This window comes from Cutibacterium modestum (genome assembly GCF_008326345.1).
Lineage (GTDB): Bacteria > Actinomycetota > Actinomycetes > Propionibacteriales > Propionibacteriaceae > Cutibacterium > Cutibacterium modestum.
Genome location: NZ_BJEN01000001.1, coordinates 282346 through 295790 on the forward strand (window position 1 = coordinate 282346; position 13445 = coordinate 295790).

Annotated in this window: 9 protein-coding genes and 3 pseudogenes; all 12 read right to left on the reverse strand. The window is 59.5% G+C overall.

Annotated elements, in window-relative coordinates:
* Positions 1-305: 305 nt before the first annotated feature.
* The 12 genes and pseudogenes from F1563_RS01430 to hisI all read right to left on the reverse strand — a co-directional run bounded on the left by F1563_RS01430 (position 306) and on the right by hisI (position 13399).
* Entirely contained in the window at positions 306-635 is a 330-nt protein-coding gene (locus tag F1563_RS01430) for a hypothetical protein (protein WP_002526860.1), read from the reverse strand.
* Between the two features lie 28 nt (positions 636-663).
* Positions 664-2136 carry a glutamate synthase subunit beta gene (locus F1563_RS01435; RefSeq protein WP_149302528.1) on the reverse strand — a complete coding sequence of 491 codons (1473 nt, stop codon included), beginning with the start codon at positions 2134-2136 and terminating at the stop codon, positions 664-666.
* Complete coding sequence (gene gltB / locus F1563_RS01440) at positions 2129-6652, reverse strand: glutamate synthase large subunit (RefSeq protein WP_002546863.1); 4524 nt, start codon at positions 6650-6652, stop codon at positions 2129-2131. The genes F1563_RS01435 and gltB overlap by 8 nt, the downstream gene beginning before the upstream one ends.
* A 119-nt stretch (positions 6653-6771) precedes the next feature.
* On the reverse strand, positions 6772-7608 hold the full coding sequence (lgt, locus tag F1563_RS01445) for a prolipoprotein diacylglyceryl transferase (protein ID WP_002526863.1): 837 nt from the start codon (positions 7606-7608) through the stop codon (positions 6772-6774).
* The gene (gene trpA, locus F1563_RS01450; RefSeq protein WP_002546862.1) at positions 7605-8438 is read right to left on the reverse strand and encodes a tryptophan synthase subunit alpha; all 834 of its coding nucleotides are present in this window, start codon (positions 8436-8438) and stop codon (positions 7605-7607) included. The genes lgt and trpA overlap by 4 nt, the downstream gene beginning before the upstream one ends.
* Positions 8435-9680, reverse strand: a pseudogene (gene trpB, locus F1563_RS01455) (tryptophan synthase subunit beta). Before trpB ends, trpA begins: the two are co-directional and overlap by 4 nt.
* Before the next feature lie 27 nt (positions 9681-9707).
* Positions 9708-10508: an indole-3-glycerol phosphate synthase TrpC gene (trpC, locus tag F1563_RS01460; RefSeq protein WP_002526866.1), complete on the reverse strand. Its 801-nt coding sequence runs from the start codon at positions 10506-10508 to the stop codon at positions 9708-9710.
* Positions 10509-10724: an HGxxPAAW family protein gene (locus F1563_RS01465; protein ID WP_007433844.1), complete on the reverse strand. Its 216-nt coding sequence runs from the start codon at positions 10722-10724 to the stop codon at positions 10509-10511.
* A gap of 115 nt (positions 10725-10839) precedes the next feature.
* Positions 10840-11477, reverse strand: a pseudogene (locus F1563_RS01470) (Trp biosynthesis-associated membrane protein).
* A gap of 255 nt (positions 11478-11732) precedes the next feature.
* Positions 11733-12338 (reverse strand): annotated as a pseudogene (locus tag F1563_RS13940) (anthranilate synthase component I family protein); the annotation flags it as partial.
* Positions 12339-12362: 24 nt separating this feature from the next.
* Positions 12363-13025, reverse strand: a complete 663-nt coding sequence (locus F1563_RS13945) for a chorismate-binding protein (RefSeq protein ID WP_002526870.1) — start codon at positions 13023-13025, stop codon at positions 12363-12365.
* The gene (hisI, locus tag F1563_RS01485) at positions 13022-13399 is read right to left on the reverse strand and encodes a phosphoribosyl-AMP cyclohydrolase (protein ID WP_036958225.1); all 378 of its coding nucleotides are present in this window, start codon (positions 13397-13399) and stop codon (positions 13022-13024) included. The genes F1563_RS13945 and hisI overlap by 4 nt, the downstream gene beginning before the upstream one ends.
* Positions 13400-13445 lie beyond the last annotated feature (46 nt).

Here is a 13445-nt window from a genome sequence, read left to right on the forward strand (position 1 = left end):
TGCAGCTATGGGGAACAGGGCAAGGCCGATGTGTCCTGGTCAGCGAGTTTGCAGCGGGCACCGGACTTGGCGCACTTAGGTCGCGTCCTCACCATCAGGGGTGAGAAACCGACACTGCACATTGGCCGAGGAATATTCTCGCCCCCGGTACATGCTCTCGTTGGACATTAGCTGCAGCAGCACACCCTAGATCTATCAGTGATAGAGAAAAGCCCGGCATGCCCCGATAGGGGGCGCCGCCACCAGCGCTGTCATGCGGCACTCAGAACAGTTCTGTGCCGGACGTTGTCGGTCATGGCGACAGATTAGACATCGGGCAACTCGCGTCGATCCTCGTCCTTGGCATCATCTTCGATGTCAAGCTCATGATCGAGACGGTCGTCCAGGAGATGAGCCCTCTGCTGCGAAGCCAAGTAGGCCCACCAAACGCCCGCACCGACGATGCCTAAAAAAGACGCAGCCCCGCCAAAGGCCCCTAAAACGAATCGCGGATCGCTCTGGCTAGGTGCTGCCAAACCGACGACATCGAGCACCACAAAAAGTGCGACGCACACCCACGTCAGCACCTTGGCGTGGTGAATCGCCGAGTCGAGATCCTCCCCGTCATCGTTCATCCCAGCAATCTCTTCCTGCACGGCACCTCCTGTCGAATCTATGGGCTCGTCACACCATCATCTGGCGATCCGACGGTCTTACCGGTTTCGGTAGCATTGACGGCGATCCCTTGAGGTACGCATCGACGCCGTTAGCTGCGGCACGTCCCTCCGCGATGGCCCATACTACAAGGGACTGACCACGGCCCGCATCACCGCAGGCGAAAACCCCCGGCACGTTGGTCTCATAGGAATCGTTTCTGACGATATTGCCCCGGCCGTCGAGTTCCAGACCCAGCTCAGCGATGACACCGTTATGCTCCGGATGAGCGAATCCCATCGCAAAGATCACCAGATCGGCCGGCAGATCGTGTACACTGCCCTCATCTGCGATAAACACCCGGTTCTTGTTGCGATGGCCTGAGACCACCCGAACTGCCTTGACGCGGCCCTCGTCATTACTAACGATCTCGATGGTGTTGATTGAGTACACCCGCTCTCCGCCTTCCTCATTGGAGCTGGAGACCCGTAGAAGGTGCGGATAGATTGGCCAAGGATAGCTTGCCGGTCGGTCCTTGGGTGGCTTTGGGTTGTACTGTAGCTGGGTGATCGAGGTCGCGCTCTGACGCACGGCGGTACCTACACAATCGTTGGCAGTGTCTCCGCCACCAATGATGACGACGTGCTTACCGTCGGCGCGAATCTGATCGGGAACCTCTGTCCCCGCCACGACACGGTTTTGCTGGGTGAGGTACTCCATGGCGTAGCAGGCCCCGTCGAGATCGATACCTGGAGCATCCAGCACGCGCGGAACGGCGGAGCCGGTAGCCAAAATGACGGCGTCAAACCGCTCACGCAACTGTTCACCAGTGATGTCGATGCCAATTTCAGTGTTCGTCTTAAAGACGGTACCCTCCAGCACCATCTGCTTAATTCGACGGTCAAGAACCGACTTTTCCATCTTGAAGTCCGGGATGCCATAACGCAGCAATCCACCCACGGCGTCATCGCGTTCGTAGACAACCACCGTGTGCCCAGCACGGGTGAGCTGTTGGGCGGCTGCCAGTCCCGCGGGGCCGGATCCGACCACCGCGGCCGTCTTGAGCGAATGCCACTCAGGCACCATCGGAATGACCCGGCGGTCCTCCCAGGCCTTGTCGATGATGGCGACCTCAATGTTCTTGATCGTCACTGGGTCGCGGTTTATCCCTTCAACGCACGCTGTCTCGCAAGGAGCGGGGCACAGTCGACCGGTGAACTCCGGGAAATTGTTGGTGGCTTGCAGCGAGTCAAGAGCCCCGCGCCATTCGTCTCGCCAGATGAGGTCGTTCCAATCAGGGATAAGATTACCTAACGGACAGCCGGTATGACAGAACGGCACACCACAGGCCATGCACCGGCTCGCCTGGTCAGTGATGATGGGCAGAAGGGCGTGTCCAGGTCCGCCTGGGTATACCTCTTTCCAATCTTGGACGCGCTCTTCGACCGGACGGCGTTGCGCCTCTTGTCGAGGCACTTTCATAAAGCCGTGCAAATCAGCCATGGGACACCTCCATGAGCAGTTCGGTCGTCTCGTTCTCAGTCAGGCCGCGCTCCTCAGCGTCGACCATGGCCTTCATCATCACGGCGTAGTCGCGCGGCACCACCTTCACAAAAGAGTTGCGAATCCCATCAGCTCTTTCCGCCAGGATCTCCTTGGCGAGGGTGGATCCAGTCTCGGCCTGGTGCAATTTCAGTAACTCGATAACCCGATCAACATCGGCCTGTTCCATCGGCAGGGCATCGACCATATCCGGGTTGAGATGGCTGACATCAAGGTTGCGCACCCATGCCACACCGCCGGACATGCCAGCTGCGAAGTTCCGTCCGGTGACGCCAAGCACCAGCGCTTCTCCCCCGGTCATGTATTCACAACCGTGGTCGCCGACTCCTTCCACGACGGCGGTGGCTCCCGAGTTGCGCACACAGAACCTTTCTCCCACCTGACCGCACAGCAAGATTTCGCCGGAGGTGGCGCCGTAACCAACGACGTTTCCAGCAATGATCTGGTGACGTGGTTGGAATGGCGCTTTCGACGGCGGAGTGAGGATCACCCGGCCACCGGACAGCCCTTTACCGACGTAGTCGTTGGCGTCGCCGACGAGCCTCATCGTCATGCCCCGTGGCACGAAGGCGCCGAAGCTTTGTCCAGCGGTACCGGTGAAGGTGAGGTCGATGGTGTTATCAGGAAGACCTTTGCCCTGGGTGGCCACCGTCACACGGCTACCCAACATGGCTCCGACGGTGCGATCGACGTTACGGATGCTAACCTCGCGGCGAATGGGAGCAGCATTAGTCAAAGCGTCCGCACACATGTCGATGAGCCTCATATCGAGACTCGTCTCGAGGTCATGATTCTGATCGCGAACGTGACGCAGCGCAGAGCCTTCGGGACGTTCAACCTGATGCAGGATCGGCGACAAGTCAAGGCCCTTAGCTTTCCAGTGCGTAATAGCCTTACGGGCATCCAGCGCATCCACATGGCCGACGGCCTCGTTAATGGAACGGAAGCCAAGCTCAGCGAGAATCTCACGGGTCTGCTCGGCCATCATCATCATGAAATTGACGACGTGGTCGGGGTTGCCGGCGAATTTCTTACGCAACTCCGGATTCTGAGTAGCCACACCTACCGGGCAGGTATCGGTATGACATTTACGCATCATGACGCATCCCTCGACGATCAGCGCAGTGGTCGCGAACCCGAATTCCTCGGCGCCGAGCAAGGCCGCTATAACGACGTCACGTCCAGTCTTAAGCTGCCCGTCGCACTGCACCACGATGCGGTCACGAAGACCATTAAGGAGCAAGGTCTGCTGAGCCTCCGCCAGGCCAAGCTCCCAAGGGCCACCGGCATGTTTGATCGAGGTTAGCGGAGCTGCACCGGTGCCACCGTCGTGGCCAGAAATCAGCACGACGTCGGCCTTGGCTTTCGAGACGCCGGCAGCAACAGTTCCAACACCAGTCTCGGCCACGAGCTTGACGTGGATCCGAGCCCGAGGGTTGGCGCACTTGAGGTCATGAATGAGCTGCTTGAGGTCCTCAATGGAGTAGATGTCGTGGTGCGGGGGCGGAGAAATGAGTCCCACGCCTGGAGTCGAGTGACGGGTCTTAGCCACCCATGGGTAGACCTTCGGGCCAGGGAGCTGACCGCCCTCGCCCGGCTTAGCTCCTTGGGCCATTTTGATCTGGATGTCGTCAGCATTGACCAGGTACTCGCTAGTCACGCCGAATCGTCCCGATGCCACCTGCTTGATAGCCGAACGACGCTCTGGATCATAGAGACGTTCAGGATCCTCGCCCCCCTCCCCAGTATTCGACTTGCCTCCAATCCGGTTCATCGCGATCGCCAGGGTCTGATGGGCCTCCATGGAAATAGAGCCGTAGCTCATAGCACCGGTGGAGAACCTCTTGACGACCTCGCTGGCTGGCTCGACCTCTTCGAGTGGGACGGGCGGACGATCATGACGGAACTCCAACAAAGACCGCAGAGTCATGAGCCTGCTTGAATTGTCGTTGATGTGGTCGGTGTAGCGGCAGAATTGTTCGTAGTCATTGGTACGTGCAGCCAGCTGCAGCCGGAATATCGACTCTGGATCGACGAGGTGCTGCTCCCCCTCCCGACGCCACTGGTAGTGGCCGCCAGATTGGAGGGTCCGGTGGGCTAGACGCACACCTGTCTCCGGATAGGCGCTGAGGTGACGAACTAAGATTTCTTGAGCGATCTCGGTCAGGCCAACCCCCTCGATGCGACTCGTCGTCCCAGTGAAGTACTCGTCAATGAATTCCTCCGATAGCCCGGTAGCCTCGAAGATCTGGGCTCCGGTGTACGACGGGATGGTGGAGACGCCCATCTTGCTCATCGTCTTAAGGACGCCTTTACCAAGGGCCTTGTACACGTTGTGGATAGCGGTTTCGGGGTCAGTAGACACCCACACCTCGTGTCGAGCCATATCCTCGGCCGATTCGAAGAGCAGATAGGGGTTGACGGCCGAGGCGCCGTAACCCATGAGGAGGGCGACGTGATGCACTTCGCGGACGTCACCAGCCTCGACGACGAGACCGGCCCTGGTACGGGTCTTCTCCCTCACCAAGTGGTGGTGAATAGCCGAGGTGAGGAGCAGAGATGGGATCGGCGCGAGCTCGCGAGTGGCATGGCGGTCCGAGAGCACAATGATAGTGGCCCCGTCAGCAATGGCCTCAGAAACTTCGGCACGAATCTCCTCGATACGGCGACGCAGGCCCTCGCCGCCCTCTTCGACCGCGAAAAGACCCCTCACCACATGGGTTTTGCGATCTGGGTGCTCCCCTTCAGCGTTGATATGGATGATCTTGGCGAGCTGGTCGGAATCAATAATCGGGTAGTTGACGACCACCTGACGACATGATTCCGGGCCGGGCTCAAGCAGGTTAGCCTCGGGGCCGATGGTGCCTGTCAGGGAGGTGACGAGCTCCTCGCGGATAGCGTCTAAAGGCGGATTGGTTACCTGGGCGAACAGCTGGCTGAAATAGTCCCAGAGCATCCGCGGACGGTTGGATAGCACCGCCAACGGGGTGTCAGTTCCCATCGCACCAGTGGCCTCGGCCCCCTGGTTCGCCATGGGGGCGACAAGCACCTTAAGTTCCTCGGAGGTATACCCGAAAAGTTGCTGACGCCGGGTCACCGATGCGTGAGAGTGAACGATGTGAGTCCGCTCTGGCAGGTCGTCAAGGTCGATGCGTCCCTGGTCGAGCCACTCCCCATAAGGCTTGACAGAAGCCAGACCAGTCTTAATCTCAGAGTCATCAACAACGCGGTGCTCTGTCAGGTCAACCAGGAACATTCGGCCAGGCTTGAGGCGTCCCTTCTCGACAACGTGGGCGTCCGGCAAGTCGAGCACTCCCGATTCTGAAGCAAAGATGACAAGACCGTCGTCGGTCAACCAGTAACGCGCCGGACGCAAACCGTTACGGTCCAGCACCGCACCAATCTGGTTACCGTCAGTGAAGGTGACACAAGCCGGACCATCCCATGGCTCCATAAGGAAAGAGTGGAACTCGTAAAAGTCGCGCAGCTCTTGGGACATCTCGGTGTTCTTCTGCCACGCCTCCGGGATCATCATGAGGACGGCATGGGGTAGGGAGCGTCCACCTAGGTGGAGCAGCTCCAGAACCTCATCGAAGGACGCGGAGTCCGAGCCAGACGGGGTACAGATCGGGTAGAGCCGGGTCAGATCGCCGGGAATGAGGTCGGAATGGAGAAGCGCTTCGCGCGCTTGCATCCAGTTGCGGTTTCCGCGCACCGTGTTGATCTCGCCATTATGGGCGATAAGGCGGTAAGGATGGGCCAGTTCCCACGCAGGAAAGGTATTCGTCGAGAACCGCGAGTGGACTAGTGCTAAGGCGCTAGACAAATCCGTGTCATGAAGTTCCGGGAAGACCTCCTCAAGCTGATTAGTTGTCAGCATACCCTTGTAAACGAGAGTGCGCGAGGACAGCGAGGCAAAGTACACCCCGGCCTCATGCTGGGCACGCCGCCGCAATACGAACGCCAAACGTTCCAGGTCCATGCCTACACGACCATCGCGAGCGCGGATCAGGAGGTGCTCAAAATGGGGCATAGTGCCCAGAGAAACCTTGGAAAGGGTATGGGTATGTATAGGAACTTCACGCCAACCCAACGCCTCGATGCCCTCATCAGCGGCGATGAGTTCAATGGCGGCCCGGGCGCGAGCACGCTTAGCTTCGTCGACTGGCATGAAAGCTAAACCAACGGCATACGCACCGGGCTCTGGCAGCCGGATTCCGGTAGTCCTCCGCAAGAAAGCATCAGGGACCTGAATGAGGATGCCGGCACCATCTCCCGCGGCCGGATCAGCGCCGGTGGCACCACGGTGATCTAGGTTACGCAGCGCTTCGAGTCCCTGCTCAATGATCTTATGGCTAGCCACACCCGTCATGGTGGCCACGAAGGCCACTCCACAAGCATCGTGCTCGAATTGGGGGTCGTAGAGCCCCTGTCGGGGGTGATGGCCGAAGATCATTGGTACTCCTTTCGACGGAGGCAGGTGCGTCGCGATACCCAGACGCGCCGGGAAAATATTGTCACACAGTGATCACGCCTTGACACATATGTCCGAGTTGTGGACTCATCGCGATAAGATCACTCAGCGTTATGAGCTGTCATGCTGTGCTCATTGTCCTTGCCGTGGCGGCCTTGCAGGACGATCAGTATGACGACCGCACCAGTAAAGACAACCAGAGCAGTAATGTCATTGAGCCGCCATTGTCCCACGTGATGAGCCGGATCGATGCGTAGCCGCTCAATCCAAAAACGCCCAAAGGTGTAGATCGCCACGTACAATGTGAACAGACGACCGTGGTCGAGCGTCCAACGTCGATCGGCCCACACCAGGAACGCGGCACCAGCCAAGTTCCACAACAGTTCATAGAGGAAAGTGGGGTGGAAGGTCGCGTACTGCAGATATCCCGCAGGGCGATGGGCTAGGTCGATCTCGAGACCCCATGGGAGGCTCGTTGGGCGGCCAAAAAGCTCCTGGTTAAACCAGTTCCCTAACCGTCCGATCGCCTGGGCAGCCAGAATTCCAGGGGCGAGAGAGTCCGCCACAGGGGCGAAGCGAATGTCCTTGTGCCGGCAATAAAGCAAGATTGCCAGACCGCCCAGCGTAATGGCTCCCCAGATGCCTAGACCGCCCTGCCAGATAAACAATGAGTGATACCACGTCCGACCTGGGCCGAAGTACAGCTGATGATCGGTGATGACGTGGTAGAGCCGTCCACCAATAATTCCGGCAATGACGCCGAGGGTACACAATTCCTCAAAATGTTCCTGCTTACCGTCACAAGCCTGATAGCGACGCTCACCACCGATGTAGGCAATGACGATGCCTGCGAGGATACACAGGGCGTAGATGTGGATAGTCAGCGGTCCAAGATGAAAAGCCCCGACTGATGGGCTGGGGATCGATAACTGGCTCACCGGCGTTCTGCCCGTCGCGCTCCGGCCACCAGGTCATCGACGATGATACGCATCCGGTCAATTCCTGTCGCCACCAGGTCCCCCTGCTCTTCAGCTTCGACGAGAGCATGTACCAGGGCCGACCCGACGATGACGCCATCGGCAAAGGAACCAACCTCGGCGGCCTGGTCGCCTGTGGACACTCCCAATCCGACGCCTACGGGGATATCGGGGTTAACGTCCCTCACTCTGGCCACCAACTCGGGTGCTGCCGACGATATCTGGGGTCGAGTTCCCGTCACTCCCATCACTGAAGTGGCGTAAACCCAGCCGCGGCACGCCATGATCGTTGACGTTAGTCTTTCACCGGTGGACGAAGGCGCGACCAGGAAGACACGGTCTAGGCCGTGCGCATCGGAAGCTGCTATCCACTCCTCAGCCTCATCGGGGGTGAGGTCCGGGGTGATGAGTCCTGAGCCACCCGCGGATGCCAGATCGCGAGCGTAAGCGTCGACACCGTAGTGCTCGACAAGATTCCAATAGGTCATGACGACGCATGGAGTTCCGGTTTCAGCCACGGCTTCGGCGGTCAATAGGGTGTCGCGGGTGTGTACCCCGCGCTCCAAAGCTCGGGTGGTGGCGTGCTGAATGACGGTGCCGTCCATCATTGGGTCGGAATAGGGCATTCCGATCTCGACGAGGTCGACGCCGATCCCGGTAGTCCCGGTCGTCAGGGCCTTCATGGCATCGATGGAGTCAGGAACCGACGGGTATCCTACCGGAAGGTAACCCACGAGGGCCGGACGGTTCTCCTGGCGGGCTTTCAGGTAGGCGTCGGCACTGCTGGTCATTCCATACCTCCTGTCGTAGCGTCAACGTTGCCGTCAATGTCGAACCACTTCAGGGCGGTGTCGACGTCCTTGTCCCCGCGACCCGATACCGTGATGATGATCACTGGTGGCTCGCCGTCGTGATCCGGTAGATCCTTCGCAATCTGTAGAACGCCAGCGACAGCATGCGCCGACTCAATAGCCGGCAGGATACCCTCGGTGCGGGTGAGAGTTCGCAGAGCCTCCATGGCCTCACGGTCGTTTACCGGCAGGTATGTGGCACGCTGCTGGGCCGCTAGCCAGGAGTGTTCAGGACCGACTCCCGGGTAGTCCAAGCCAGTCGAAATGGAGTGAGATTCCATCGTCTGACCGTCTGGATCCTGCAGAATATAGGTTCGGGTACCGTGCAGCACACCGACGGAACCTCCCGTGATCGACGCTGCATGGCGTCCGGTCTCGACGCCGTCACCACCTGCTTCAAAACCGTAAAGACGAACCTCAGGGTCGTCAATGAACTCGGCGAACGATCCGATGGCGTTCGACCCGCCACCGACGCAAGCACAGACAGCGTCAGGAAGTCGTCCAACCCGATCAAGGCACTGCTGACAGGCCTCCGCAGAGATGACCCGCTGGAACTCTCGCACTATCTTGGGGAACGGGTGAGGCCCGGAAGCAGTACCGATGAGGTAGTGCGTGCCCTCAATGTGGGTCACCCAATCTCGCATGGCCTCGTTCATGGCATCCTTCAGCGTACGCGAGCCGGCTTCCACTGCAATGACCTCGGCGCCCAGCAGCTGCATGCGAGCCACATTGAGGGCCTGACGCTCGGTGTCGACCTGGCCCATATAGATCCGGCATTCCATGCCCATCATCGCAGCCACGGTCGCCGTCGCCACTCCATGCTGCCCGGCTCCCGTCTCGGCAATAAGGCGGTGTTTGCCCATTTTTCGGGCCAGCAGGGCTTGGCCCAACACATTGTTGATCTTGTGAGAGCCGGTGTGGTTGAGGTCTTCACGCTTCAGCAGGACCCGCACCGTACGGCTGGTCTGCTGGGCGACGTACTCAGAAAACCGCGGTGCCTCCGTGAGCAGGGAAGGGCGCCCGGCGTAATTCCGGCGCAGATCCTCCAGCTGAGCGATGAAGTCAGGATCGGCCATCGCGGCCTCAAAGGTCTCCGCGAGCTGGTTAAGAGCAGCCTGGAGAGCTTCTACCGCCGAAACGGTCGAAGTGGCCCTGAACGTCGGGCAGGTCTCGTGCAGACATGGTCGTCCTTTCCGTTAGATGTTAGGGTTAGACGGTGGCATGGTGGATCTTGCGCAGCACCTGTGCTGGTTCAGCATGACGGACGAGCATCTCCCCCACTAACACAGCGTCAGCACCAAGGTCATGAGCTTCGACGGCCTCGTCTACACACCGAATTCCGGACTCGGCCACCTTGACGACGCTTTCAGGCAGCTCGTCGAGGAGCTCACCGAAGATAGTCTTATCGACGTCAAGGGTCTTGAGGTTGCGCGCATTTACATCCACCACGCGGGCGTCAAGAGCTGCGGCTCGACTCGCCTCTTCAGGAGTATGAACCTCGACTAGTGGGGTCATACCCAGCTCGATCGCGAGGTCATATAGGCGCCGCAAGTCGTCGTCAGACAACGCGGCAACAATGAGGAGGATGAGGTCAGCCCCGTGTGCGCGGGCTTCGAGCACCTGATATTCCGTGACTACGAAATCCTTGCGGAGCACTGGAATCTCAACTTTTGAACGCACCGCGTCAAGGTCGGCCAGGGATCCCTGAAATCGGCGTTCCTCGGTGATAACACTGATAGCAGCGGCTCCCCCGGAACGGTACCGATCGGCCAGTACGGCGGGATCATTAATGGCAGCCAGCTGGCCTTTTGACGGGCTTGACCGCTTGACTTCTGAGATAACCGACAGGCCAGGAGCCGTTAGCCTCGGGACTGGATCGATAGCGGGGGCTACGAGCTCAATGGCCTCACGAAGATTATCCGAGGTGACCATGAGCTGACGCTCGTGAAGGTCTTCGAGAACACCGGCGATGATCTCGTCAAGGACCGTTCCGGTAACAGTGGGCACCATTCAGCTCGCCCCACCATAACCCATAGCACGCATCACCAGGGTGACAACGCCACCTAGCATGACTAAGGCTGCGCCGATGATGCAGGTGGTCCAACTCGGCCCGGCCATGGCACCAACGGTGGCTACGATGAAGCCAATGAGGGCGACGATCGAGCCTGCCCAGTTTGCGGGACTCCCGCCGTGCTGATAGTGACGAGTAGCGCGATCAGCGCTCATGGTGTTCCCTCCGGTGGTCAGGCGCGGATTGTCCACGCAGCTGGTCAAAATGCGGGCTGCACCCGCGAGTTGGTCGAGGGTAGACGTCCGCAACACGGTGAATCCAGTGCTAATGCTACCCTGGTGCGCCGTCGATACGGGTTTGCTGACCCCTGTTCAGTTACTGCTGCTGTTAAAGGCTGACTCGTCAACAGGCAATTTTGGCGATCCTGTTCGCGACACTTCACTGTGAGATGGTGAGAATCCCGACTCGGCTTTGCCGGCTGGTGCCTCCGCTGCATCACCGACCGTTGGGTCTTCTCCCCTATCCAAAGCGTCCCAGGCTAAACGCGAGTCGCCGATGAATTCGCCCTTACGTCGAGCGGACCGACGGGGCAAACGGTCTGCCAGCGCTGCCAGCCCGATACCGCTGAGGCTCGTCAACACCCCCGCTACGAGGCATACCCAAGGCCAGGCGCTGATATGTACCTGGGGAGCTCCGGCACTGGTGCCTTTAGCGGCCCACTGATGCGCAGTGGCACTGCGATGGGTCACCACGATAGTCACGATCCCTACCCCTACAAGGGCCTGCAGGATCCCGGTGACCCGACGACCAGTCGTTCTAACCACAAACAGGAAAGCCACCGTGATGACAAGCATCAAGGCAGCAGTCGTCATTAGGCCACCTGTGATCTCGGCCCCCGTCAAGCCAATGCCGGCCCGTTCCAGCCAGGTGCAACGTGAGGAAAGGCTGATAAGGGTAGCCGCCGCAATGGGGACGGCACCGAGCACGACTCGCCAGCCAGTTCGGATCGGAGATTTCACTGCTCATCCTCTCGCAGAGCCGAGAGCGATCCCGCGTCCTGAACCGCCTGGATGACCGCGGCAGCTTTGTCCTCGCATTCGGCGTTCTTGCGGGATCCGACTGATTCCAGCACGATTCCGGTACCCGCCTGAACATGGGCCTCCTTGATTCTTGAGTACCGCAGTGCGGATCGCGATAGCGCAATCGGGGTTGCCCCGCAGATCGAAATACCCGACGACTCCGCCGTAGACACCACGCCGAGTCGTCTCAAGCTCCTCAATGATCTGCATAGCAGAAATTTTCGGCGCCCCCGACAATGTGCCTGCTGGGAAACAGGACATCGTGACGTCGACGGCGTCCATTCCCTCAGCGATCTGACCGGTGACGGCAGCTTCGAGGTGCATTACGTGGGAATACCGCCCGACGTGCATGAACTCCGTGACATTGACTGTCCCGGGAACGCAGACCCGGCCCAAGTCATTGCGGCCAAGGTCGACAAGCATGGTGTGCTCGGAACGTTCCTTTGGGTCGGACAGCAACTCGTCCTCCATGGCCCGATCCTCAACTGCGGTACGACCCCGAGGGCGGGTGCCGGCGATGGGGTGGGTCGTCGCCGCACCGTCAGCTACCGTTACTAGGGCTTCTGGGGAAGAACCAATCACGTCAAAACCAGGCAACCGGAGTAGATAGAGGTACGGGCTGGGATTAGCGCGACGCAGTTGCCGGTAAATATCGAGGGCATCAGCACGGGTTTCGATGTCGAATCGCTGGCTTGGCACCACCTGAAATATGTCACCATTGCGAATCCGACCAACGGCTGTGTCAACCATCTTGTTGTATTCCTCCGGGGCTCGCTAGCGCTGCACCGGCACTGCGGGATGTTCGACAACACGGGCCGTCAAGGCCTCGCGCGACTCAGCCAGCCTCGCCACCATCGTGGCGAGAGCGGAAACCGCGGTGTCATAGGCCTGGCCGGGATCGATCCCATTGACCACCTGGTTTGAGATGAGCCACAGTTCACCACGCTGGTGATCAAGTACTGCAATTTCCCCGACTAACATGAGACATGCTGCTGGAAGACCAAGATCGTCGACGACGTCGTCACCGATGTCTTCAAGACGACGGACCGTGTCGTAACCGATATACCCCACGAATCCGCTCGTCAGAGGGGGAAGGTCAGGCTCTGCGGGGGTACTGAGGCCGGCCAGAGCCTCTTTGAGGGCACCCAAAGGATCATTGCTCACCGCCAAGCCAGCAGGCCTTTCGGCAACCCATTCCACCGAGTTTCCGTCGGTAATCAGAGCGCAGCGGGCGTTGACTCCAATGAAGGACCACCTCGACCAGACGCCAGACTCGGCTGACTCCAGCAGGAAAGTCAGTCCGCGATCACCACACAAATGCTGGTACAGGCCAACTGGGGTGTCACCATCACACACCAGTTTGGTTCGCGCCGAAACGACTGTGTGATTGACAGCAAGAGCAGCAAACTCCTCGCATGAGGGGGTGACGTCGATCATGACTCGGCTTCTTCGGCTAGCACAACATCTGCATCGAAACAGGTGTGATCGCCGGTATGGCAAGCTCCACCGATCTGGTCGACGCGTAGCAGGAGCGTATCCCCGTCGCAGTCGAGGTTCACCGAACGCACATGCTGAGTGTGACCGGAGGTTTCCCCCTTGCCCCAGTACTTCTGACGAGATCGGGACCAATACGTGGCCCGTCGAGTTGCTAAGGTGCGGGCCAAAGCAACGTCATCCATCCATGCCATCATGAGGACATCCCCGGTCGTAGCGTCTTGCACCACGGCGGCCACTAGCCCAGCGTCATTACGGCGTAATCTCGCCGCGATCGCCGGGCTAAGAGTTGGTTTTCCGGTCTGCACGCGCCTCATTGAACACCGGACGACCGACATCTTGAGACGGAACCGCGTTTCGGGC

Excerpts from the sequence above, each read along its gene's own strand:
- trpA (WP_002546862.1), bottom strand. The coding sequence starts at position 8,438 with ATGACCAGCAGTGCCGACGCCTACCTGAAAGCCCGCCAGGAGAACCGT.
- gltB (WP_002546863.1), bottom strand. The coding sequence starts at position 6,652 with ATGATCTTCGGCCATCACCCCCGACAGGGGCTCTACGACCCCCAATTC.
- F1563_RS01465 (WP_007433844.1), bottom strand. The coding sequence starts at position 10,724 with ATGAGCGCTGATCGCGCTACTCGTCACTATCAGCACGGCGGGAGTCCC.
- hisI (WP_036958225.1), bottom strand. The coding sequence starts at position 13,399 with ATGAGGCGCGTGCAGACCGGAAAACCAACTCTTAGCCCGGCGATCGCG.
- F1563_RS13945 (WP_002526870.1), bottom strand. The coding sequence starts at position 13,025 with ATGATCGACGTCACCCCCTCATGCGAGGAGTTTGCTGCTCTTGCTGTC.
- trpC (WP_002526866.1), bottom strand. The coding sequence starts at position 10,508 with ATGGTGCCCACTGTTACCGGAACGGTCCTTGACGAGATCATCGCCGGT.
- F1563_RS01435 (WP_149302528.1), bottom strand. The coding sequence starts at position 2,136 with ATGGCTGATTTGCACGGCTTTATGAAAGTGCCTCGACAAGAGGCGCAA.